The 21256-nt window shown below is 60.1% G+C and carries 23 protein-coding genes; 7 read left to right on the forward strand and 16 right to left on the reverse strand.

The genetic code is table 11. The features are described from left to right. Nucleotides 1–233: 233 nt before the first annotated feature. On the forward strand, nucleotides 234–2081 hold the full coding sequence (gene ilvD, locus AC4ANK_RS03290; protein WP_031595017.1) for a dihydroxy-acid dehydratase: 1848 nt from the start codon (nucleotides 234–236) through the stop codon (nucleotides 2079–2081). Between the two features lie 69 nt (nucleotides 2082–2150). Here ilvD and AC4ANK_RS03295 read toward each other — a convergent pair whose 3' ends face one another. The 8 genes from AC4ANK_RS03295 to AC4ANK_RS03330 form a co-directional block, all read right to left on the reverse strand. Beyond that, nucleotides 2151–2474 carry a DUF3392 domain-containing protein gene (locus AC4ANK_RS03295; protein ID WP_002551720.1) on the reverse strand — a complete coding sequence of 108 codons (324 nt, stop codon included), beginning with the start codon at nucleotides 2472–2474 and terminating at the stop codon, nucleotides 2151–2153. Between the two features lie 9 nt (nucleotides 2475–2483). After that, nucleotides 2484–3698 carry a radical SAM family heme chaperone HemW gene (gene hemW, locus AC4ANK_RS03300; RefSeq protein ID WP_002551721.1) on the reverse strand — a complete coding sequence of 405 codons (1215 nt, stop codon included), beginning with the start codon at nucleotides 3696–3698 and terminating at the stop codon, nucleotides 2484–2486. Then, the gene (gene rdgB, locus AC4ANK_RS03305; RefSeq protein ID WP_002551722.1) at nucleotides 3695–4288 is read right to left on the reverse strand and encodes an RdgB/HAM1 family non-canonical purine NTP pyrophosphatase; all 594 of its coding nucleotides are present in this window, start codon (nucleotides 4286–4288) and stop codon (nucleotides 3695–3697) included. The genes hemW and rdgB overlap by 4 nt, the downstream gene beginning before the upstream one ends. A 33-nt stretch (nucleotides 4289–4321) precedes the next feature. Then, the gene (gene metW, locus AC4ANK_RS03310) at nucleotides 4322–4942 is read right to left on the reverse strand and encodes a methionine biosynthesis protein MetW (RefSeq protein ID WP_002551723.1); all 621 of its coding nucleotides are present in this window, start codon (nucleotides 4940–4942) and stop codon (nucleotides 4322–4324) included. Nucleotides 4943–4949: 7 nt separating this feature from the next. Then, a complete protein-coding gene (metX, locus tag AC4ANK_RS03315) occupies nucleotides 4950–6089 on the reverse strand; it encodes a homoserine O-succinyltransferase MetX (RefSeq protein WP_002551724.1) in 1140 nt (379 codons plus the stop codon). A gap of 192 nt (nucleotides 6090–6281) precedes the next feature. Beyond that, nucleotides 6282–6872, reverse strand: coding sequence for a YggT family protein (locus AC4ANK_RS03320; RefSeq protein WP_002551725.1), 591 nt, complete (start codon nucleotides 6870–6872; stop codon nucleotides 6282–6284). A 25-nt stretch (nucleotides 6873–6897) separates the two neighbouring features. Then, complete coding sequence (gene proC / locus AC4ANK_RS03325) at nucleotides 6898–7716, reverse strand: pyrroline-5-carboxylate reductase (protein ID WP_002551726.1); 819 nt, start codon at nucleotides 7714–7716, stop codon at nucleotides 6898–6900. Nucleotides 7717–7738: 22 nt separating this feature from the next. Further along, nucleotides 7739–8425, reverse strand: coding sequence for a YggS family pyridoxal phosphate-dependent enzyme (locus tag AC4ANK_RS03330; protein WP_002551727.1), 687 nt, complete (start codon nucleotides 8423–8425; stop codon nucleotides 7739–7741). A gap of 55 nt (nucleotides 8426–8480) precedes the next feature. Here AC4ANK_RS03330 and AC4ANK_RS03335 point away from each other — a divergent pair, with 55 nt between their 5' ends. Continuing rightward, entirely contained in the window at nucleotides 8481–9515 is a 1035-nt protein-coding gene (locus tag AC4ANK_RS03335) for a type IV pilus twitching motility protein PilT (RefSeq protein ID WP_002551728.1), read from the forward strand. 95 nt (nucleotides 9516–9610) lie between these two features. On the opposite strand, the gene AC4ANK_RS03340 is transcribed toward AC4ANK_RS03335, so the two are convergent. Continuing rightward, nucleotides 9611–10288 carry a C40 family peptidase gene (locus AC4ANK_RS03340; RefSeq protein ID WP_002551729.1) on the reverse strand — a complete coding sequence of 226 codons (678 nt, stop codon included), beginning with the start codon at nucleotides 10286–10288 and terminating at the stop codon, nucleotides 9611–9613. Between the two features lie 250 nt (nucleotides 10289–10538). On the opposite strand from AC4ANK_RS03340, the gene AC4ANK_RS03345 reads away from it, so the two are divergent. Continuing rightward, nucleotides 10539–10943 carry an NINE protein gene (locus AC4ANK_RS03345; protein ID WP_002551730.1) on the forward strand — a complete coding sequence of 135 codons (405 nt, stop codon included), beginning with the start codon at nucleotides 10539–10541 and terminating at the stop codon, nucleotides 10941–10943. 568 nt (nucleotides 10944–11511) lie between these two features. On the opposite strand, the gene AC4ANK_RS03350 is transcribed toward AC4ANK_RS03345, so the two are convergent. From AC4ANK_RS03350 to gshB, 7 genes are all read right to left on the reverse strand, one after another. After that, nucleotides 11512–12783, reverse strand: a complete 1272-nt coding sequence (locus tag AC4ANK_RS03350; RefSeq protein ID WP_031595014.1) for a dihydroorotase — start codon at nucleotides 12781–12783, stop codon at nucleotides 11512–11514. Further along, on the reverse strand, nucleotides 12780–13784 hold the full coding sequence (locus tag AC4ANK_RS03355) for an aspartate carbamoyltransferase catalytic subunit (protein WP_002551732.1): 1005 nt from the start codon (nucleotides 13782–13784) through the stop codon (nucleotides 12780–12782). Before AC4ANK_RS03355 ends, AC4ANK_RS03350 begins: the two co-directional genes overlap by 4 nt. 12 nt (nucleotides 13785–13796) lie before the next feature. Beyond that, nucleotides 13797–14309, reverse strand: coding sequence for a bifunctional pyr operon transcriptional regulator/uracil phosphoribosyltransferase PyrR (gene pyrR / locus AC4ANK_RS03360; protein ID WP_002551733.1), 513 nt, complete (start codon nucleotides 14307–14309; stop codon nucleotides 13797–13799). Between the two features lie 98 nt (nucleotides 14310–14407). After that, on the reverse strand, nucleotides 14408–14848 hold the full coding sequence (gene ruvX / locus AC4ANK_RS03365) for a Holliday junction resolvase RuvX (RefSeq protein ID WP_002551734.1): 441 nt from the start codon (nucleotides 14846–14848) through the stop codon (nucleotides 14408–14410). Further along, nucleotides 14848–15420, reverse strand: coding sequence for a YqgE/AlgH family protein (locus tag AC4ANK_RS03370; RefSeq protein WP_002551735.1), 573 nt, complete (start codon nucleotides 15418–15420; stop codon nucleotides 14848–14850). The genes ruvX and AC4ANK_RS03370 overlap by 1 nt, the downstream gene beginning before the upstream one ends. A 75-nt stretch (nucleotides 15421–15495) precedes the next feature. Then, the gene (locus AC4ANK_RS03375) at nucleotides 15496–16395 is read right to left on the reverse strand and encodes an energy transducer TonB (protein ID WP_002551736.1); all 900 of its coding nucleotides are present in this window, start codon (nucleotides 16393–16395) and stop codon (nucleotides 15496–15498) included. A 156-nt stretch (nucleotides 16396–16551) separates the two neighbouring features. After that, nucleotides 16552–17511 carry a glutathione synthase gene (gene gshB, locus AC4ANK_RS03380; protein ID WP_002551737.1) on the reverse strand — a complete coding sequence of 320 codons (960 nt, stop codon included), beginning with the start codon at nucleotides 17509–17511 and terminating at the stop codon, nucleotides 16552–16554. A gap of 244 nt (nucleotides 17512–17755) precedes the next feature. Here gshB and pilG point away from each other — a divergent pair, with 244 nt between their 5' ends. The 4 genes from pilG to AC4ANK_RS03400 are packed head-to-tail and all read left to right on the forward strand — an operon-like array spanning nucleotide 17756 to nucleotide 21223. Continuing rightward, complete coding sequence (gene pilG / locus AC4ANK_RS03385) at nucleotides 17756–18166, forward strand: twitching motility response regulator PilG (protein WP_002551738.1); 411 nt, start codon at nucleotides 17756–17758, stop codon at nucleotides 18164–18166. 46 nt (nucleotides 18167–18212) lie between these two features. Continuing rightward, the gene (gene pilH / locus AC4ANK_RS03390; RefSeq protein ID WP_002551739.1) at nucleotides 18213–18578 is read left to right on the forward strand and encodes a twitching motility response regulator PilH; all 366 of its coding nucleotides are present in this window, start codon (nucleotides 18213–18215) and stop codon (nucleotides 18576–18578) included. Nucleotides 18579–18592: 14 nt separating this feature from the next. Next, the gene (locus AC4ANK_RS03395) at nucleotides 18593–19132 is read left to right on the forward strand and encodes a chemotaxis protein CheW (RefSeq protein WP_002551740.1); all 540 of its coding nucleotides are present in this window, start codon (nucleotides 18593–18595) and stop codon (nucleotides 19130–19132) included. Nucleotides 19133–19180: 48 nt separating this feature from the next. Beyond that, the gene (locus AC4ANK_RS03400) at nucleotides 19181–21223 is read left to right on the forward strand and encodes a methyl-accepting chemotaxis protein (RefSeq protein ID WP_002551741.1); all 2043 of its coding nucleotides are present in this window, start codon (nucleotides 19181–19183) and stop codon (nucleotides 21221–21223) included. The last annotated feature ends 33 nt before the right edge of the window (nucleotides 21224–21256 follow it).

Raw genomic sequence — 21256 nt, forward strand, 5'->3', positions numbered from 1 at the left:
ATTTGCAACGCCGTGCCAAGACCGATATTCGGACCCCACCAAACCACCCGGCGGTGTAGAATCGGCGCTATTCATCGCCAGTCATCCCCGGCGGGTTTATGAGCTCAGGCCGAATACACGGTGATCCCGTGGTGTTCGGTTTCTTCGCTGCCTGCGGTCACTGCCGCTCGTTCGCGACGTCAATAGAAGCTCACTCCCTTCCTGATCAGCCTTATTTTTGCCGGAGTGTTTCAATGCCTGATTACCGCTCGAAAACGTCCACCCACGGCCGCAACATGGCCGGCGCCCGTGCCCTGTGGCGCGCCACGGGCATGAAGGACGAAGACTTCAAGAAACCGATCATCGCCATCGCCAACTCCTTCACCCAGTTCGTACCCGGCCACGTCCACCTCAAGGACATGGGCCAGCTGGTCGCGCGTGAAGTCGAGCGCGCCGGTGGCGTGGCCAAGGAATTCAACACCATTGCGGTCGATGACGGTATCGCCATGGGCCACGACGGTATGCTCTATTCGCTGCCGAGCCGCGAGATCATTGCCGACTCCGTCGAGTACATGGTCAATGCGCATTGCGCCGACGCCATCGTGTGCATTTCCAACTGCGACAAGATCACCCCGGGCATGCTGATGGCGTCGTTGCGCCTGAACATTCCGGTGATCTTCGTCTCCGGCGGGCCAATGGAAGCGGGCAAGACCAAACTGGCCAGCCACGGCCTGGATCTGGTCGATGCGATGGTCATCGCTGCTGACTCGACCGCCAGTGACGAAAAAGTCGCCGAGTACGAGCGCAGCGCCTGTCCGACCTGCGGGTCGTGTTCCGGCATGTTCACCGCCAACTCGATGAACTGCCTGACCGAAGCACTGGGTCTTGCACTGCCGGGCAACGGTTCCGCACTCGCCACCCACAGCGACCGCGAGCAACTGTTCCTGCAGGCTGGCCGCACCATCGTTGACCTGTGCCGTCAGTACTACAAGGAAAACGACGATTCGGTGTTGCCGCGCAACATCGCCAACTTCAAGGCGTTCGAAAACGCCATGACGCTGGACATCGCCATGGGCGGCTCGACCAACACCATCCTGCACTTGCTGGCCGCCGCTCAGGAAGCCGAGATCGATTTCGACCTGCGCCACATCGACCGTCTGTCGCGCAAGGTGCCGCAGCTGTGCAAGGTCGCGCCGAACATCCAGAAGTACCACATGGAAGACGTGCACCGCGCGGGCGGGATCTTCAGCATCCTTGGCGAGCTGGCCCGTGGCGGCCTGCTGCACACCGACCTGCCGACCGTGCACAGCAAGACCCTGGCCGAAGGCATCGCCAAATGGGACATCACCCAGACTGACGACGAAGCCGTGCACACCTTCTTCAAGGCGGGCCCGGCAGGCATCCCGACGCAGACCGCGTTCAGCCAGTCGACCCGTTGGGAAAGCCTGGATGACGACCGCGAAAACGGCTGCATCCGCAGCGTAGAGCACGCCTATTCGCAAGAAGGCGGCCTGGCCGTGCTGTACGGCAACATCGCGCTGGATGGCTGCGTAGTGAAAACTGCCGGTGTCGACGAGTCGATTCACGTCTTCGAAGGCAACGCCAAAATCTTCGAAAGCCAGGACAGCGCAGTACGCGGGATTCTTGCTGACGAAGTGAAGGCTGGCGACATCGTCATCATCCGTTACGAAGGCCCGAAAGGCGGTCCGGGCATGCAGGAAATGCTCTACCCGACGTCGTACCTGAAGTCCAAAGGGCTGGGCAAGGATTGTGCGTTGCTCACCGACGGTCGTTTCTCGGGCGGTACGTCAGGCCTGTCCATCGGTCACGCTTCCCCGGAAGCGGCGGCAGGCGGTGCAATCGGTCTGGTGCGCGATGGCGACAAAGTGCTGATCGACATCCCCAACCGCTCGATCAACCTGCTGATCGACGATGCCGAGATGGCCGAGCGCCGTACTGAACAGGACAAGAAAGGCTGGAAACCTGTCGAGTCGCGTCCACGCAAAGTGACCACCGCCCTCAAGGCCTACGCCCTGCTGGCGACCAGCGCTGACAAGGGCGCGGTGCGTGACAAGGCGTTGCTGGACAAACTGGTGCCTTGATCTGCATCGGCAACACTAAAAAGCCCGGCAGAGATGCCGGGCTTTTTGCTGCGTTTGAAAAAGCAGCGCTTACTTGCGGTCCGCAATTACCCCGATCAGCACCAGCACCACCAACAGCACCGGTGCCAAGCTGTAGTTGTTGAACTGGCTCAGGCCGCGCACTACCCAAGGCGTGGCATAGATCAGCGCCGCACCGCTGCCCACGGCGCACAGCAGGGCGATGAGCGGGATGCGCAGAGCGCCTGTGATGCCGCTGATTCGCTGTTCCAGCCAGCCTTTGATGTCCGAGCCGAACAGCACCAGCAGGCAGCCCACCAGCGCGAGCGCGATTTCCGAGAGATTGCTGCGGCTCCAGCGCGAGACGGTGGCGAGCAAATCGAGTACGAAATCCATGCAGGGTCCTTAGATCAGAAAGTATTGCAGCAGGTCGTTGAGGAACAGCTGGCCTTGTGGCGTGGCGATCAGGCGTGTCGGGTCCTGGTGCAGCAACCCTTTTTGTTCAGCCTGTCGACGCGCCTCGGCCAGCGAATCGAGGCTTAGACCGGTTCTTTCGCGAAATAACGCAGCGTCCACACCATTTGTCAGTCGCAGTGCGTTCATCAGGAATTCGAACGGCAATTCATCCAGCGGCAACAGCTTGGAACCGGCCTGAAACGGCTTGACCGGGTTCAGGTAATCCTTGGGCAGCCGGGTTTTCCAGGTGCGCATGATGCGCCCGTCCGGGTTGCTCAGCTTGCCGTGTGCGCCTGCGCCGATGCCGATGAAATCACCGAACGCCCAATAGTTGAGGTTATGCCGCGCCGGTTTTCCGGGCTGTGCATAAGCCGACACTTCGTATTGCGCGTAGCCATGAGTGGCCAGCAACTGCTGTCCGGTTTCCTGAATGTCCCAAAGAATGTCGTCTTCGGGCAGCACCGGTGGCTGATTCCAGAACACCGTGTTGGGCTCCAGGGTCAGTTGATACCAGGACAGGTGGGTCGGCGCGAGGGCAATGGCCTGGCGTAGATCGGCCAGCGCCTCGTCCTGGGACTGATCCGGCAGGCCGTGCATCAGGTCCAGGTTGAAGTTGTCGAAACCGGCCTGACGCGCCATATCGGCGGCACGAATTGCTTCGTCGCCGTTGTGAATGCGGCCCAGCGCCTTGAGTTTGGATTCCTGAAAGCTCTGAATGCCGATCGACAGTCGATTGATGCCCAGGCCGCGATAGGCGCTGAACTTGACCTGCTCGAAGGTGCCCGGGTTGGCTTCCAGCGTGATCTCGATATCGCTGGCAAAGCGGATGCGCTGTTCGACGCCCTGCAGCAGGCGCCCCAGCGCATCGGCGCTGAACAGGCTCGGCGTACCGCCACCAAAGAAGATCGATTGCAGCTCGCGGCCGTAGACGTGCGGCAGGTCCAGGTCCAGGTCGGCGAGCAGGGCGTCGACGTATTCCTGTTCCGGCAGCACCGGGCTGGCAGTGTGCGAGTTGAAGTCGCAGTACGGGCATTTGCGCACGCACCACGGAATATGGATGTACAGCGACAACGGCGGCAGGTGCGGCAGTGCAGGGCGCGGGCTCTCTGACGAGAAGCCGCTCTCGCCGAGAAACAGCGGCTGCGCAGGCGAATCGTGGGTCATTGCAGACCCAGGCGTTGCCGCAACAGGACCATGGCGCGGGCGCGGTGGCTGAGCTGGTTCTTCTCGGTCGGGCCCAGTTCGGCACTCGAGCAGTTGCGCTCCGGCACCCAGAACAGCGGGTCATAGCCGAAGCCGTGTTCACCGCTGGCGGCGTGCAGGATGCGCCCGTGCCACAGCCCTTCACAGAGGATCGGCAATGGATCGTCGGCGTGGCGTACCAGCGCCAATACGCAGACGAACTGTGCACCACGCTGCTCGTCCGGCACGTCTTTGAGCGCTTCCAGCAGCTTGGCGTTGTTGGCGGCATCGCCTTGGCCATCGGCGTAGCGCGCGGAATAGATACCCGGCGCACCGCCGAGAAAGTCCACCGCCAACGCAGAGTCGTCGGCCAGCGCCGGCAGCCCGGACAGACGCGCGGCGTTGCGTGCCTTGAGGATTGCATTCTCGACGAATGACAGGCCGGTTTCTTCCGGCTCTACCAGGCTGAACTCACTGACCGAGCGCAGCGTTACGCTGCCGCCGAGCATGGCCTGGAGTTCCTTGAGTTTGCCGCCATTGTGGCTGGCCAGTACGAGTTGTGTGAGGTTCATGGTTGGCCTGTCGTGGTGCTTGAAAACGGTCGGTTAAACGGCAATCCTGTGGTCCGTCAGCCCTGGGCTGGTGACGCGGTAGATGCCGATCTCGCCGAGCAGATTGGGCCAGAGTTTGCTGGCCCAGCCGTGGCGATGCTGTTGATCGACGGCCAGCCTGTCGAGCACCTTTGCATCGCGTTCACGGCACAGTTCTTCGAAATCGCCGAAGGTGCAGAAGTGGATGTTCGGCGTGTTGTACCAGGTATACGGCAGAAATTCGGACACCGGCATGCGGCCCTTGCTCGCCAGGTACCAGCGGCAGCGCCAGTGACCGAAGTTCGGGAAGGTGATGATGCACTGGCGCCCGACGCGCAGCATCTCGTCGAGGATTCGGTCCGGGTAATGCACCGCTTGCAGGGCCTGAGTCATGACCACGACATCGAAACTGTTGCTTGCAAAGTTACCCAGACCCTTGTCGAGGTCCTGCTCGATGACGTTGATGCCCTTGGCGACACACTCGGCGATGTTGGCAGCGTCGTTTTCCAGCCCGTAACCGGTGACCTGCTTGTGGTCACGCAGCCAGGTCAGCAATTCGCCGTCACCGCAGCCCAGGTCGAGCACGCGGCTGCCCGCGGGAATCCATTCCTGAATGATTTCCAGATCGGCTCTCATGACGTCCTCACAACGAAATTCGGTTCATGTAATTACCGAAAGCCTGCAAGTAGCGCGGAATCGGGATCAGAAAGGCGTCGTGGCCTTGAGGTGCGTCGATTTCCAGATAGCAGACGTCCTTGCGCGCGGCCATCAGTGCGTCAACCAGTTCCCGCGAGCGGGCCGGCGAGAAGCGCCAGTCGGTAGTAAACGACATCACGCAGAATTTGGCGGTGGCATTGGCGAAGGTCTTGGCCAGATCGTCGTTGAAGTTGGCGGCAGGGTCGAAGTAATCCAGTGCCTTGGTCATCAACAGGTAGGTATTGGCGTCGAAACGCCCGGAAAACTCTTCACCCTGATAGCGCAGATAGCTTTCGACCTGAAACTCGACGCTGTGGAAGTCGTAGTTGAGTTTTTCGCTCTTCAGACCACGGCCGAATTTCTCGCCCATCGAGTCATCCGACAGGTAGGTGATGTGCCCGACCATCCGTGCCAGCATCAGGCCGCGTTTGGGGATCACTCCGCGTTCCTGGAACGAACCACCGTGGAATTCGGGGTCGGTGAGAATGGCCTGACGTGCCACCTCGTTGAACGCGATGTTCTGTGCCGACAGCTTGGGGGCCGAGGCGATTGCCAGGCAATGGCGCACGCGATCCGGGTAGCTGATGGTCCATTGCAGTGCCTGCATGCCACCCAGACTGCCGCCAATCACCGCGGCCCACGTGTCGATGCCGAGCAGATCCGCCAGCCGGGCCTGACTGTTGACCCAGTCTTCCACGGTCACCACCGGGAAGTTGGCGCCGAACGGCTTTCCGGTGTCCGGGTCGATACTGCTCGGGCCGGTAGAGCCGTTGCAGCCGCCCAGGTTGTTGAGGCTGACGACGAAGAACGTGTTGGTGTCGATAGGCTTGCCAGGGCCGATGCAACTGTCCCACCAGCCCGGTTTGCGGTCATCGGCGCTGTGGAAGCCTGCGGCATGGTGATGCCCGGACAGCGCGTGGCAGATCAGCACGGCATTGCTGCGTGCGGCGTTGAGCTGACCGTAGGTTTCGTAAATCAGGTCATAGGCCGGCAACGAACGACCGCAGGCCAGCGCCAGAGGCTCGCTGAAGTGCGCCGTCTGTGGTGTGACCAGTCCGACAGAATCGTGAGGGAATACCGTGGGCATCGACCCTGCTCTCGCATAAATGAGGCGTAAGTCTAAAGACCGCGGGGTGCAGCGGCAATAAGCGATGTTGTGAGGCACAAATCAGCTGCACCTCGGGACAGGACGCAGAGCGTCCAGAACGGCATGCGACGCGGAGCGTCGCACGATAGTTGAGGTGATCGTTCCGCACGCTCCAGCGTGGAACAAGATTGCTTACATCAGCAACCGCAGCACATCCGGCATGTTGCTCATGGCGGCGAGGTTGTTGATGACCAGCATGTCCAGCAGCTTGAGCACCAGAAACGCCAGGATCGGCGAGATATCCAGCCCGCCCAGGTTCGGAACGATCTTGCGGAACGGTGCCAGGGCGGGTTCACAGATCTGGTTGACCAGCTCTGCGCCGGGGTTGCTGCTACCCGGTGCTACCCACGACAGAATCACGCTGATGATCAGGGCAAAGAAGAATATCTTCAGAAACAGTGCGGTTACGCCGATGATCGACCAGAGCAGCAGGTGCAGCGGATCGCCCGTGGTGCCGAACATCAGCAGCAGGGTCAGGGCCATCAGCACCATCTGCACGATGATCGCCAGTACCAGCGAAGACATGTCCAGCCCGCCCAGGCTCGGGATGATGCGCCGCAGCGGCTTGAGCAACGGCTGGGTGGCGCGCACGATGAACTGGCACAGCGGGTTGTAGAAATTGGCCCGCACCAGTTGCAGCACAAAGCGCAACAGCACGATCAGCAGGTAAAGACTGCCAAGCGTTTGCAGGACGTAAATTGCAGCGGTGTTCAATCCGATCATCGATCTGCTCCAGAAAACCCGAAAATTATTTGCCCAGTTGCTCAGCCAGCTCGGCTGCACGATGATCTGCGGCAGTCAGTGCCGTTTCCACCAGTGCTTCGAAGCCGCCTGCCTGAAATGCCTTGATGGCCGCCTCGGTGGTCCCGCCTGGCGAGGCGACACGACGACGCAGCTCGCCCGCGCCCACATCACTGCCGGTGGCGATCAGTGCCGAGCCCAGTGCGGTTTGCAGAGTCAGCTTTTTCGCGATGTCTTCCGGCAGGCCCAGTTTTACACCTGCCGCGGTCATCGCTTCCATCATCAAAAAGAAGTACGCAGGGCCACTGCCAGACACGGCCGTTACAGCGTCCATGTGTTTTTCCTGCTCGACCCAGACTGCCACACCGACGGCCGACAGCAGTTGCTCGGCCTGCTCGCGTTGTTCGGCAGTGACCTTGTCGGTCGCATACAGCCCGCTGGCACCCTGACGCAGCAGTGATGGGGTATTGGGCATGCAGCGCACCACCGGCTGATCGCCAAGCCATTGAGTCAGGCTGGCGCAGGTAATGCCGGCTGCGACCGAAACAATCAACTGATTGGCTTCAAGGCTGGACTTCAACGCCTGGCAGACGTTTTTCATCATCTGCGGCTTGACCGCCAGCACCACGACATCTGCGCCCTTGATCGCCTCGGCGTTGTCGGCAAATACCTGGATGCCATGATCGTTGGCGATGCGTTCGCGGGTTTCGGCACCTGGCGCGCTGGCACAGATCAGTGCCGCGTCCACGCCTTGGGCGCGCAGGCCGCCGATCAGGCTGGCAGCCATGTTTCCGGCACCGACGAAGGCAATACGAGTCTTGCTCATGAAGGGGTCCTTGTGGGGAAGGTTATGGCTGGCCATAGTCGCGGGCGCCAAAAAGAGCTGTGCCGATACGCACCCAGGTTGCGCCTTGTGCAATGGCGGCTTCCAGGTCGTGGCTCATGCCCATGGAAAGTGTGTCGAGCGCCAGGTTCAATTGCTCCTGCAACGTGCGCACAGCGGCGAACGAGGCATGCTGAGCCGCAGGATCGTCTGTGGGCTCGGGGATCGCCATGAGGCCACGCAGCTTCAGTCGCGGCAGGGCGATGATGGCGGCGGCCAGCTCCGGCAGGTCCTGAGGCGTGCAGCCCGACTTGCTGGCTTCGCCACTGACGTTTACCTGAATGCAGATGTTCAGTGGCTCAAGCGCCTCGGGGCGTTGCTCGGACAGGCGTTGGGCGATTTTCAGGCGGTCCACGGAATGTACCCAGGCGAAGTTCTCGGCGATAGCGCGCGTCTTGTTCGATTGAATGGGGCCGATGAAGTGCCAGCACAAGGGCAGGTCGCTCAGTTCGAGTTGTTTGCCCAGTGCTTCCTGTAAATAATTTTCGCCAAAGTTGCGCAAGCCTGCGGTGTAAGCTTCACGCAGGTCGCCGGCGGGCTTGGTTTTGCTCACCGCCAGCAGGCCGACGGACGCCGGTTCGCGGTTGGCGGCGAGGGCTGCGTCGCGAATTCGTTGTTCGAGCGTTGAAATGTTCGCTGCTATCGTGGACATTGATTTGCGCCAGCAGGGCTAAAGTCTGCGGCATTCTATGTGATTGAGGAGCTGTATGGATATTACCGAGCTGCTGGCCTTCAGTGCCAAACAGGGCGCGTCGGACTTGCACCTCTCTGCAGGTCTGCCACCGATGATCCGCGTCGACGGCGATGTGCGGCGTATCAACCTGCCCCCGCTGGACGCCAAAGAGGTCAAGGCGCTGATCTACGACATCATGAACGACAAGCAGCGGCAGGATTTCGAGGAGCGTCTGGAAACCGACTTTTCCTTTGAAGTGCCGGGCGTGGCGCGGTTTCGGGTCAACGCTTTCAACCAGAACCGCGGCGCAGGCGCGGTGTTTCGTACCATTCCCTCGAAAATCCTGAGCATGGAAGACTTGGGGATGGGCAGTGTGTTTCGGAAGATTACGGATGTGGCGCGCGGCCTGATTCTGGTCACCGGGCCGACCGGCTCAGGCAAGTCGACTACTCTGGCGGCGATGATTGACTACCTCAATTGCAACAAGCATCACCACATCCTGACCATCGAGGACCCGATCGAATTCGTTCACGAGTCGAAGAAGTGCCTGGTCAACCAGCGCGAAGTTCATCGCGACACGCTGGGCTTCTCGGAAGCACTGCGCTCGGCCCTGCGCGAAGACCCGGATGTGATTCTGGTCGGCGAGATGCGTGACCTGGAGACCATCCGCCTGGCGCTCACCGCGGCTGAAACCGGCCACCTGGTATTCGGCACGCTGCACACCACGTCAGCAGCCAAGACCATCGACCGGATCGTCGATGTGTTTCCGGCTCAGGAAAAATCGATGATTCGCTCGATGCTCTCCGAATCGCTGCACGCCGTGGTTTCGCAGGCGTTGCTCAAGAAGGTCGGCGGCGGACGTGTGGCCGCGCATGAAATCATGATGGGCACGCCAGCCATCCGTAACCTGATTCGCGAGGACAAGGTGGCGCAGATGTATTCGTCGATCCAGACCGGCGGTTCGTTGGGTATGCAGACGCTGGATATGTGCCTGGCTGATCTGGTGAAGAAAGGCCTGATCACCCGCGAAAGCGCTCGTGAGCGGGCCAAGGTGCCAGATAACTTCTGATCGCAGGGATGCTGCAGGAACGAAAAAGGGGTCTTGAACGCGTTCAAGACCCCTTTTTTCAGATGCGGCTTGCGGACCGCAGATTCACGCCAGGATCAGCGCTGAACCACGCGCATCTGGCCGGGCTGTTTTGGCAGAACGCGCTTGGCGATCTTGTAGTGACTGTTCCAATACGGTTTGTTCAGCGTATCGACAGTTACCGCCTTGCCACGGCGCGGCGCATGAACGAACTTGTTGTCGCCCAGGTAAATGGCGACGTGGTTGATGTTGCGGCTCTTGATATTGAAGAACAGCAGGTCACCGGGTTTCAGATCCTTGCGATCCACCGTCTGACCATGACCCTGGGCCATGGCATTGGAGGTGCGTGGCAGGTCGACCTCACGCACATCCGTGTAGGCATATTTGACCAGCCCGCTGCAGTCCAGGCCCTTGCCGGGCGTGGTGCCGCCCCAGCGGTAAGGCGTACCGACAGCCTGCAGGGCGCGTTTTACGACGGCATTGCCCTGTTTGGCAGGGACAGCAGCCGACGCCTGCAAGGTGGCCTTGCTGGCGTTCTTGCGTGAAACAGGCTTGGAGGCGCGGGCGTTTTTGGGGTGAACGGATACTGGTGTGGCTTCCTGAGGTGCATTGCGAGTCGCGAGTGCCGGTGAAGAGTGACTTTTGGCGGTGTAGCCCGTGAAGCTCGCAGGAAGTTGTTGCTCACGATTGGTGGCGTGGGCGGCCAGTGGCATAAAAAGGCAAATGGTTAGCCATGTCTTGAAAAAAGGACGCATTCGGCAGGGCTCGTAGTGGTCAGCGCGCAACTTTATAACAGCTTTTTCGGAAAATCTGACCCCATTTGTCGAGCGCATCACACTGGTATCATTGCGTTTTATGCGACAGACTCTTTCTTTTTTCTTGCTAATCCCTTTAACGACAAGGGCTTGGCGGCATAAAACCGCCTCGTGTGCCATACGTCGGAAGAGGGAAACCAAGTCACAAATTTGTTATGTATTTTTTTCTATCAGCGCAAAGAGGGTAAAAATGAACGCCTATCGTTCGGACACGCACAGCAAGGTCATGGGCTACCTGATGTGGATTTTCGGGTTCCTGGGGGCGCATCGCTTTTACTACGGCAAGCCGGTGACCGGGACCATCTGGTTCTTCACCTTCGGTCTGTTTGGTATCGGCTGGCTGATCGACCTGTTTCTGATCCCTTCGATGGACCGCGAAGCCGACCTGCGCTTTACCTCAGGTTCCACCGATTACAGCCTGGCGTGGATCCTGCTGACCTTCCTGGGCCTGTTTGGTGTGCACCGCATGTATCAGGGCAAGTGGATCACCGGCATTATCTACCTGTGCACGGGCGGGTTGTTTCTCTTGGGGATTCTGTATGACTTCTGGACCCTGAATGACCAGATCTCGATGAAGAACGCCCAGCGCGGGTGAGGCTTGCTCAGCGGCGGACGCAGAGCGTCAGGGCTTCTGCCCGCAGGGCGTGGGAGCGAACGTGTTCGCGAAAGGGTCGTTACATTCACCGAAAGTTCATCGATTGAATCACAGTCTTCGCGGACAAGTCCGCTCCTACAGAAGCCCCATCATTAAAGCCTCTGGCCGAAGGGCGTGGGAGCGAACTTGTTCGCGAAAGGGCCGTTACATTCACCGAAAGTTCACCGATTGAATTACAGTCTTCGCGGACAAGTCCGCTCCTGCAGAAGCCCCCTCATTAAAGCCTCTGGCCGAAAGGCGTGGGAGCGAACTTGTTCGCGAAAGGGCCGTTACATTCACCGAAAGTTCATCGATTGAATTACAGTCTTCGCGGACAAGTCTGCTCCTACAGAAGGCCCATCATTAAAGCCTCTGGCCGAAGGGCGTGGGAGCGAACTTGTTCGCGAAGGGGGCTTTATGATCGCCGAGAATACATCGACTGACACACTGTCTTCGCGGACAAGCGAAGCGTCGCCCGGTCCGCTTCTACAGAGGTCTCGCTCTCCTTCGCTGGTCTGAGCGTAGTGCCTCAACGGCTGTAGCTGATCCGTCCATCCACCAGCGTATAGCGTACCGAGCCGGGCAGGCAGTGGCCGATGAAGGGGCAGTTCTCGCCTTTTGACAGCCAGGTCTCGCCCGCAACCGTCGAGGCGGCAGGGTCGAACAGCACGATATCCGCTGGCGCACCGGCACTTAGCTTGCCGGCTGGCAGGCGCAAGGCGGCGGCAGGGCCGCTGCTCAGGCGGGCGATCAGGGTCGGCAGGTCGAGCAGGCCGTCATCCACCAGCGTCATGGCCAGCGGCAGCAGCAGCTCAACGCTGCTGATTCCCGGTTCCGTGGCACCGAACGGCGCCAGCTTGGCGTCACGCTCATGTGGCTGGTGATGGCTGGAAATCGCCTGAATGACACCGCTCTTCACCGCTTCACGCAGACCATCGCGGTCTGCGCGAGTGCGCAGTGGCGGCTGGACGTGATAGAGGCTGGAGAAGTCGATCAGCGCCTCGTCAGTCAGAATCAACTGATACAACGCCACATCCGCTGTCACTGGCAGACCACGTGCCTGCGCCTGGGCAATCAGCGCCGCACCACGCGCACTGGTCAACTGGCTGAAGTGCGCGCGCGCACCGCTTTGCTCGACCAGCAACAGGTCGCGAGCCAGCGCCACTGTCTCGGCCGTCTCGGGAATGCCCGCCAGGCCCAGAAACGCCGCCGTCGCGCCATCGTGCGCCAGACCGCCTTCGGCCAGATCACGATCCTGTGAATTGAAAATCACCGTCAGGTCGAATGTGGCCGCATATTCCAGCGCCCGGCACAGCGTACGGGTGTTGCTGAAGCTGCTCAGGCCGTTGCCGAACGCCACGCAGCCTGCGTCGCGCAGGGCGATCAGCTCCGCCAGTTGTTCGCCTTCCAGGCCCTTGCTCAGTGCGCCGACAGGAAACACCTTGCTGAAACCGGCTTCACGGGCCCGGTCCAGAATCAGTTCGGCCACCGCCGAGGTGTCGAGCACCGGTTTGGTCTGCGGCGGGCAGCACAGGCTGGTCACGCCGCCTGCCACCGCCGCGCGGGTTTCGCTGGCGATGCTGCCTTTGCGGCTGTAGCCCGGCTCGCGCAGGGACACGTTGAGGTCGACCAGACCGGGTGCTGCGACCAGTCCGGCAGCATCGATGATCTGGGTGGGCTCGAAACCCTCCGGGGCGGCACCGATAGCGGTGAGCTTGCCTGCTTCAACATGCAGGTCGGTAACCTGATCCATCCCGCTGACCGGGTCGATGACGCGAGCGCCGAGGATGCTGAGCTTCACTGGGCGTTCTCCTGTTCGAATTGACGTTGTGCGTTTTGCCCGCTCATGGCCATGGACAGCACTGCCATGCGGATTGCGATGCCGTAGGTCACTTGATTGAGAATCACCGAATGCGCGCCGTCGGCCACTGCCGATTCGATCTCCACGCCGCGGTTGATCGGGCCGGGGTGCATGACAATCGCATCCGGCTTCGCGGCCGCAAGGCGCGCGGTGGTCAGGCCGAACAGACGGTAGAACTCGCCTTCGCTGGGCAGCAGTCCACCGGTCATGCGTTCGCGTTGCAGGCGCAGCATGATCACCACGTCCACGTCCTTCAAACCTTCGTTGAGGTCGGTGTAGACCTTCACCCCGTATTGTTCGACGCCGACCGGCAGCAGGGTTTTCGGCCCTATCACGCGGATGTCCGGGCAGCCCAGCGCCTTGAGCGCAAGCATATTGGAGCGTGCGACCCGGGAATGCAGGATGTCACCGACGATGGCCACCGACAGGTTCTCGAAACCGCCCTTGTGACGGCGGATGGTCAGCATGTCGAGCATGCCCTGGGTCGGGTGGGCATGGCGTCCGTCGCCGCCGTTGATGATCGCGACGTCCGGGCATACGTGCTCGGCAATGAAGTGCGCCGCACCCGAGTCGGCGTGGCGCACAACGAACATGTCGGCGGCCATCGCCTCAAGGTTGCGCAAGGTATCGAACAGCGTTTCGCCTTTGCTGGTGGACGAGGTCGAAACGTTCAGCGTGATCACGTCGGCCGACAGCCGCTGCGCAGCCAGTTCAAAGGTGGTGCGGGTACGGGTGGAGTTCTCGAAGAACACGTTGCACACCGTTTTGCCGCGCAACAGCGGGACCTTCTTCACCGCCCGGGCGCCGACTTCAAGGAACGAGTCGGCGGTGTCGAGAATTTCGGTAAGCAGCTCGCGGGGCAAGCCGTCCAGAGACAGAAAATGGCGCAGCTGGCCCTGGTGGTTGAGCTGCAGCGGGCGCTTGGCGTCGAGAGGCGTCATCGCAATGGACTCTTAAAGGGCGGTGGAGAGGTCTTGAAGCTCGAGCGCCAGCGGCTCAGGGCCGGACAGCTTGATGCGTTCATCGGGTGCCAGCGACAGAGTCGCGCCAACCACATTCGGGCGGATCGGCAGTTCACCGGCGTCCAGGTCCAGCAGGCAGACCAGCGTGACGCTGGCCGGGCGGCCGTAGTCGAACAGTTCATTGAGGGCGGCGCGGACAGTACGACCACTCATCAGCACGTCATCGATCAGCACCAGATGCTGCCCTTCTATTTCGAACGGCAGGTCCGAAGGTCGCACTTGAGGGTGCAGGCCGTTCTGGCTGAAGTCATCGCGATAGAACGAAACGTCCAGGGTGCCGAGCGGAGCGGGGTTGTTCAGTGCCTTTAGCAGCGCCTGGGCAACCCATACACCGCCAGTGCGGATACCAATGAAACGAGGGTCGCTGATGCCGCGCTTGCTCAGGTGAGCGTTCAGGTCAGTGGCCATCTGACGAATCAGTTCGGCGGGATCGGGCAGGCTCATGGTTGCTCCTTAGAGGCTCGGGCAGCGTCGGTCCGTGGCGCGATGCTCAAGCGATAACGTGGAATCCGGGTATCTCGAAGCGATAAAGGCAGAAAAAGTCACACATTCAACAGTTCGGGGTGCTCATCCAGCCAGCCTTGCAGCAATAGCGCAGCGGCAATGGCATCCACCGGATTGTCGCGATAGCTGCCCTTCTGGCCGCCGCGCGCCATGCGCTCGCCCTTGGCTTCGAAGGTGGTCAGGCGTTCATCATGGGTGTAGACCGTTACACCAAAGCGTCCGTTGAGCTTGCGCGAAAACTTTTCCGCGCGCGCGCTCATGTCGCTGGGCGTGCCGTCCATGTTCAACGGCAGACCCACCACGATCGCATCAGGTTTCCACTCGTTGATCAGCGCCTGGACCTTGTCCCAGTCCGGCACGCCATTCTGCGCCTTGAGCGTGCAGAGTTCACGTGCCTGGCCGGTAATCGCCTGGCCGACTGCAACGCCGATCTGTTTGGTGCCGTAATCAATCCCCAGCAGCAGCCGTAAAGCGGCCATCAAGCATGTCCTGCCTGGGTCGATATGAGGTTGAGATTGATGCCCAGGCGTCTGGCTGCCGCATCCAGGCGTTGCTCGCTGTCGACATCGAACAGGATGGCCGGGTCAAACGAGCAGGTCAGCCAGGCGTTGTCAGCCATTTCCGCATCCAGTTGGCCGGCGTCCCACCCCGCGTAGCCGAGGGTGATCACATTTTGATCAGGCCCGTAGCCATCGGCGATTGAAAACAGCACGTCCTGCGAGGTCGACAGCGAAATCCCGCCGGGAAGATTGACTGTGGCCTGAAACGTCTGGCCACTGGGATGCAGGACAAAGCCGCGATCGGTCTGCACCGGGCCGCCCGAATGTATGGCGATTTCCTGGCAGCGTTTGGGCGCAGGAAGCTCCGGTCGCAGTTGTTCGAGTACATCTGCCAGGGTCAGGCTTTGCGGGCGGTTGATCACCAGCCCCATTGCGCCATTGGCGTTGTGCTCGACAACGTAGGTCAAGGTCTGAGCAAAGTTCTCGTCGTGCATGTGGGGCATGGCGATCAGGAACTGGTGCTTTAGATAACTCGGGGAGACTTTTTTCATGAGTCCTAGTTTGGCGTTGCCTTGCGCGCCTGACAACTGACACTTGTACGTGTCGAGTGTCAGTTTGCAAAAAATTCAATTACTCGACAGCTTGTCGCCGCGTGCAAATTTCCAGGTGCGGATGATCTCCAGCCTGTCGATGTCGGCCAGATCGCCGGTGAACGGCGCAAAAGGTGCCGCCAGACGCACGATTCGTTGTGCTGCCTGATCCAGCAAAGGTTGCCCTGATGATTCAAGCACCAGCACTTCATACAACGAGCCGTCGCGATTGATTGACACAAGAAGTCGCAAATTGCCGTAGATCTGCTTGCGTCGTGCTTCTTCAGGATAGTTCAGGTTTCCGACCCGCTCGACCTTCTTGCGCCAGTCGTCCTTGTACCAGGCACCTTTGTCGCGCATGGTCGAGGCCGCATTGAGGCGGTGGATCTTCGGACGCTTGGCGTAAAGCTGCTGCTCGGTCGACAGTTCGGCTTCCAGGCTGGCAATTTCATTGCTCAGCTCCGAGCTGTCAAAGGTCGGTGCGGCCTTGGTGGTTGGCTCGGGCTTGACTTCATCGCGCTTGGCGACGGTTTTCTGCTGGCTGGGCGCGGTGGTCGCGACGGCAGTCTTTGGCGCTTCCTGCTTGACCACCGGCTTGCTGGCCGGAGGCGGGGTGACTTTGTTGACCTTGGTGTCCTGATACGGCGCCAGTTCGGTGGTCTTGAGCGTTTCGGCCTTGTCCAGCGTGCCACTGCCCTGCTGATCGTCCTGTGCCAGGAAATCCGCCTGTTTAGGCTTTTCTTCACTTTTGAACGTAGCGAGGGTGATTTCCAGGGTCTGCGAGATCTGCTCCGGCTTTACATAGGTGAAACCCACGCCAAGGATCACCGCGAGGTGGATCAGCGCCGCGATCATCATGGTGAAGCCCAGGCGATCGGCAGGACGCACACCATTGGCGAGTTCCAGGGGAAGGTCGTTTCTGGCCATGGATGTCATTGGCGGTTCAGCATCTCGTCAGCCTGCATGTCAAAATCCGTGTCGTGTTACAGGTGGCGCATGATAACGCAATGTACGGCGAAGCTCTGTTGCGGATCAGACGAAGGGACGCCGCGGCGCACGGTGTGAACCGTGGCCAGCGGCGTCAGTCGTTGATCAGCCCTTGCGCGCCTGCAGCTTCTTATCGATCGCATCCATTAAAAGGCCACCAATATTGGTGCCGAAAGCATTGTCGATTTCGCGGATGCAGGTCGGGCTGGTGACGTTGATTTCGGTCAGGTGCTCACCGATCACGTCGAGGCCGACGAACAACAAGCCTTTTTCGCGCAGGGTGGGGCCGATCTGCTCGGCGATCCAGCGGTCCTTGTCGCTCAGCGGACGGGCTTCGCCACGCCCGCCTGCGGCCAGGTTGCCACGTGTTTCACCTGCGGCAGGGATGCGCGCCAGGCAATACGGGACTGGTTCGCCATCGACCATCAGGATGCGCTTGTCGCCGTCCTTGATGGCGGGCAGGTAGCCCTGCGCCATGATTTGCTGTGTGCCGTGGGCGGTCAGGGTTTCAAGGATCACCGACAGGTTCGGATCGCCCGCCCGATGGCGGAAGATCGACGCGCCGCCCATGCCGTCCAACGGCTTGAGGATGACGTCGCCGTGCTTTTCGGCGAATTCACGAATGATATCTGCGCGGCGACTGACCAGGGTCGGCGGGGTGCATTGGGGGAACAGCGTGGCGAACAGCTTCTCGTTGCAGTCACGCAGGCTCTGCGGCTTGTTGACGACCAGCACGCCTGCACGCTCGGCCTGTTCCAGCAAATAGGTGGCGTAGACGAATTCCATGTCGAACGGCGGGTCCTTGCGCATCAGAATCACGTCCAGGTCGTCGAGACCTGCGTCGACTTCGGCTTCGAACTCGAACCATTTGGCCGGATCGGCAAACACCTTGAGCGGCTTCATGCGCGCGCGGGCCTGGCCAGCGTCCTGATACAGGTCTTTCTGTTCCATATAGAACAGCGACCAGCCGCGTTCCTGTGCGGCAAGGAGCATGGCCAGCGAGCTGTCCTTTTTATAGGAAATGCGCTCAATGGGGTCCATGACAATCCCTAGGCGAACGCTCATGGGCAATATCCTCTGATCGGTAAGGGCCGCAACGGCCGTAAAATTGGCATCAGGGTGGCGTTCCGTTTGCTCCGGGTCAAGGGGCAGGCCCGCCACGGTGCGCTTTATGGATTGAGTCTGGAGAGTATGCTAAAAAGGCTCGGCATCCGGTTTTCGATCCTTGGGGATCAATGAAGCGATACCGTCAGGCTCCCAGTGCCTCGCAGAATGCGCAAAAATTCGCTGCGGCGATGGAAGAGCAGCTATGGAACAACACGCCTCCGCCTTGAAAGTCATGGTCATCGATGACTCGAAGACCATTCGCCGCACCGCCGAAACACTGCTTAAAAACGCAGGTTGTGAAGTCATCACTGCGATAGACGGTTTCGACGCGCTGGCCAAGATTGCCGATAACCACCCACGAATCATATTCGTAGATATCATGATGCCGCGTCTGGACGGTTATCAGACGTGTGCGCTGATCAAGAACAACCGCGCATTCAAGTCCACGCCGGTCATCATGCTGTCCTCCAAGGATGGTCTGTTCGACAAGGCCAAGGGGCGGATTGTCGGTTCCGATCAGTTTTTGACAAAGCCTTTCAGCAAGGAAGAACTGCTCAGCGCGATCAAGGCTCATGTGCCGGGCTTCGTTGCAGCAGAACAACACATATCATGACGCCCACGCCCGATGTGGCGCGCTCGTAATCTGACGGGGAACACCCATGGCTCGAATATTGATCGTCGATGACTCGCCGACTGAAATGTACAAACTCACCGGCATGCTGGAAAAGCACGGTCATGAAGTGCTCAAGGCCGAAAATGGCGCTGATGGCGTGGCTCTGGCCCGTCAGGAAAAACCCGATGCAGTGCTGATGGACATCGTCATGCCCGGGCTCAACGGCTTTCAGGCCACGCGTCAGCTGACCAAGGATGCCGACACCAACATGATCCCGGTGATCATGATCACCACCAAGGATCAGGAGACCGACAAGGTCTGGGGCAAACGCCAGGGCGCGCGGGATTACCTGACCAAACCGGTGGATGAAGAAACCCTGATGAAAACCCTGAATGCGGTGCTGGCCGGCTGATTGCCGGAATCGCCATGGCCGAGCCACGTACTGCCTTTGAACTGCTTCTTGATATGGATCGACGCTGTCGTTCGCTGGCGGCGGGCCTGCCGCTGCAGGAAGCTCATCAGCAGGATTGGGTCGGCATCGGTTTCCGGATGGGTGAGCAGCGCTTCGTGGCACCTATCGGCGAAATCGCCGAAATCCTTCACGAGCCTCATCATGCGGTGATGCCGGGCGTGAAGTTCTGGGTGGCGGGTATCGCCAATCTGCGCGGCCGACTGTTGCCACTCATGGATTTATGCGGGTTTTTCGGCCACGAACTGACCCCCGCGCGCAAACAGCGCCGGGTGCTGGTTGTCGAGCACAACGATGTGTTCGCCGGTCTGCTGGTCGATGAGGTGTTCGGCATGCAACGTTTCAGTCAGTTGAGCCTCATACCCCAGACATCACAAGACATCGATCAAGGTATCGCGCCGTTCTTGCGCGGGCAGTTCATTCGCGAGCAGGCGTGGCAGATATTCAGTCCGTGGGCGCTGGTGCAGTCTGCAGACTTCATGGACCTGGCATCTTAGGCTCTGGTTTGTTTTGTTTCACAATTGATCCAGGCGGGGGCCTGATTAATGAGTAATACAGGCAGATCAAGGGAAGGCGCGCGCAGCCGGACGCAGATTATTCTGCTGTTTGTCGCGCTTATCGTTTTCATCATGTTGCTGTTCGCCAACTTCGCCTATCTCAACACTCAATCGAACTACGACAAACAGTACATCGGGCATGCTGGTGAGCTACGCGTGTTATCCCAGCGCATCGCGAAAAACGCCACCGAAGCGGCCGCCGGTAAAACCCAGGCGTTCAAGCTGCTGGCCGATGCGCGCAACGATTTCGACGTGCGCTGGGGCTACCTGAGAAAAGGCGATCCGGCCACCGGGCTGCCTGCGGCTCCTGATCTGATACGCGACGAATTGCGCACCGTTCAGCGCGACTGGGAAGGGCTGCGCAAAAGTACCGATGTGATTCTGGCCAGCGAACAGACGGTTTTGTCTCTGCATCAGGTGGCTGCGACACTGGCCGAAACCATCCCGCAGTTGCAGGCCGAATACGAAAAAGTCGTGGAAAGCCTTCTGCAAAGCCGTGCGCCGGCTGCGCAGGTGGTGGTTGCGCAGCGTCAGGCGCTGCTCGCAGAACGAATCCTCGGCTCGGTCAATACCGTGCTGGCCGGTGACGAAACAGCGGTGCAGGCAGCCGATGCGTTTGGCCGCGACGCCAGCCAGTTTGGTCGTGTGCTCAACGGCATGCTGGAGGGCAACGCCACGCTGCGAATCTCCCAGGTCGAAGACCGCGATGCCCGTGCACGGCTGGCGGAAATTGCCGAGCTATTCGAGTTTGTGTCCGGCTCGGTAGACGAGATTCTTGAAACCTCGCCCGAGCTGTATCAGGTGCGTGAGGCGTCCGGAAACATTTTCAACACCTCACAGACCCTGCTGGATGAAACCTCGGTACTCACCAACAGCCTGGAAAACATGGCCAAGCGCCGTACCGTGAATACCATCGGTGGCTATGTACTGGGCTTGCTGGCGCTGATGTCGATCATCCTTATCGGTCTGGTCATGGTCCGCGAGACCAACCGCCAGTTGCGCGAAACCGCACAGAAGAGCGAGCGTAACCAGACGGCGATCATGCGTTTGCTGGACGAGATCGAGAACCTCGCTGACGGTGATCTGACGGTGACGGCCTCGGTGACCGAAGATTTCACCGGCGCGATTGCCGATTCCATTAATTATTCCATCGACCAGTTGCGCGAGCTGGTGGTGACCATCAACCTGACGGCCGAACAGGTTGCTGCTGCCGTTACCGAAACTCAGGCCACGGCCATGCAGTTGTCTGCCGCCTCCGAGCATCAGGCGCTGCAGATCAGCGCGGCTTCGACGGCAATCAACGACATGGCAGCGTCCATCGATCAGGTGTCGACCAATGCATCGGAATCCTCGGCGGTGGCAGAGCGCTCCGTAGCGATTGCCAACAAGGGCAACGAGGTCGTACACAACACCATCCACGGCATGGACAACATTCGCGAACAGATTCAGGACACGTCCAAGCGTATTAAGCGCCTGGGTGAGTCTTCTCAGGAAATCGGCGATATTGTCAGTCTGATCGACGATATTGCCGATCAGACCAATATTCTGGCCCTCAACGCGGCCATTCAGGCTTCGATGGCCGGTGATGCCGGACGTGGCTTTGCCGTGGTGGCTGACGAAGTACAGCGGCTGGCCGAGCGCTCGTCGTCTGCCACCAAGCAGATCGAAACGCTAGTGCGGGCCATTCAGAACGACACCAACGAGGCGGTCATCTCCATGGAGCAGACCACCAGCGAGGTGGTACGCGGCGCACGACTGGCGCAGGACGCCGGGGTAGCGCTGGGGGAAATCGAAGGGGTTTCCCGAGTGCTGGCCGAACTGATCGAAAGTATCACCGATGCCGCTCACCAGCAGGCCGAGTCGGCCGGTCAGATTTCACAGATCATGACTGTCATTCAGCAGACCACCTCGCAGACCACCTCGGGCACCTCGGCCACGGCCGAAAGCATCGGCAATCTGGCAAAAATGGCCAGCGAAATGCGTCGTTCGGTATCGGGTTTTGCCCTGCCGTCATCGAAGAAAGCCGGATGATGTACAACCAATGAACAACCTTGATTGGGTAAC

Source organism: Pseudomonas sp. Pmew2 (assembly GCF_058129885.1).

What these genes read in the sequence shown, in the direction of transcription:
- ilvD (WP_031595017.1), top strand. Translation starts at nt 234, where the DNA reads ATGCCTGATTACCGCTCGAAAACGTCCACCCACGGCCGCAACATGGCC.
- AC4ANK_RS03295 (WP_002551720.1), bottom strand. Translation starts at nt 2,474, where the DNA reads ATGGATTTCGTACTCGATTTGCTCGCCACCGTCTCGCGCTGGAGCCGC.
- hemW (WP_002551721.1), bottom strand. Translation starts at nt 3,698, where the DNA reads ATGACCCACGATTCGCCTGCGCAGCCGCTGTTTCTCGGCGAGAGCGGC.
- rdgB (WP_002551722.1), bottom strand. Translation starts at nt 4,288, where the DNA reads ATGAACCTCACACAACTCGTACTGGCCAGCCACAATGGCGGCAAACTC.
- metW (WP_002551723.1), bottom strand. Translation starts at nt 4,942, where the DNA reads ATGAGAGCCGATCTGGAAATCATTCAGGAATGGATTCCCGCGGGCAGC.
- metX (WP_002551724.1), bottom strand. Translation starts at nt 6,089, where the DNA reads ATGCCCACGGTATTCCCTCACGATTCTGTCGGACTGGTCACACCACAG.
- AC4ANK_RS03320 (WP_002551725.1), bottom strand. Translation starts at nt 6,872, where the DNA reads ATGATCGGATTGAACACCGCTGCAATTTACGTCCTGCAAACGCTTGGC.
- proC (WP_002551726.1), bottom strand. Translation starts at nt 7,716, where the DNA reads ATGAGCAAGACTCGTATTGCCTTCGTCGGTGCCGGAAACATGGCTGCC.
- AC4ANK_RS03330 (WP_002551727.1), bottom strand. Translation starts at nt 8,425, where the DNA reads ATGTCCACGATAGCAGCGAACATTTCAACGCTCGAACAACGAATTCGC.
- AC4ANK_RS03335 (WP_002551728.1), top strand. Translation starts at nt 8,481, where the DNA reads ATGGATATTACCGAGCTGCTGGCCTTCAGTGCCAAACAGGGCGCGTCG.
- AC4ANK_RS03340 (WP_002551729.1), bottom strand. Translation starts at nt 10,288, where the DNA reads ATGCGTCCTTTTTTCAAGACATGGCTAACCATTTGCCTTTTTATGCCA.
- AC4ANK_RS03345 (WP_002551730.1), top strand. Translation starts at nt 10,539, where the DNA reads ATGAACGCCTATCGTTCGGACACGCACAGCAAGGTCATGGGCTACCTG.
- AC4ANK_RS03355 (WP_002551732.1), bottom strand. Translation starts at nt 13,784, where the DNA reads ATGACGCCTCTCGACGCCAAGCGCCCGCTGCAGCTCAACCACCAGGGC.
- pyrR (WP_002551733.1), bottom strand. Translation starts at nt 14,309, where the DNA reads ATGAGCCTGCCCGATCCCGCCGAACTGATTCGTCAGATGGCCACTGAC.
- ruvX (WP_002551734.1), bottom strand. Translation starts at nt 14,848, where the DNA reads ATGGCCGCTTTACGGCTGCTGCTGGGGATTGATTACGGCACCAAACAG.
- AC4ANK_RS03370 (WP_002551735.1), bottom strand. Translation starts at nt 15,420, where the DNA reads ATGAAAAAAGTCTCCCCGAGTTATCTAAAGCACCAGTTCCTGATCGCC.
- AC4ANK_RS03375 (WP_002551736.1), bottom strand. Translation starts at nt 16,395, where the DNA reads ATGACATCCATGGCCAGAAACGACCTTCCCCTGGAACTCGCCAATGGT.
- gshB (WP_002551737.1), bottom strand. Translation starts at nt 17,511, where the DNA reads ATGAGCGTTCGCCTAGGGATTGTCATGGACCCCATTGAGCGCATTTCC.
- pilG (WP_002551738.1), top strand. Translation starts at nt 17,756, where the DNA reads ATGGAACAACACGCCTCCGCCTTGAAAGTCATGGTCATCGATGACTCG.
- pilH (WP_002551739.1), top strand. Translation starts at nt 18,213, where the DNA reads ATGGCTCGAATATTGATCGTCGATGACTCGCCGACTGAAATGTACAAA.
- AC4ANK_RS03395 (WP_002551740.1), top strand. Translation starts at nt 18,593, where the DNA reads ATGGCCGAGCCACGTACTGCCTTTGAACTGCTTCTTGATATGGATCGA.
- AC4ANK_RS03400 (WP_002551741.1), top strand. Translation starts at nt 19,181, where the DNA reads ATGAGTAATACAGGCAGATCAAGGGAAGGCGCGCGCAGCCGGACGCAG.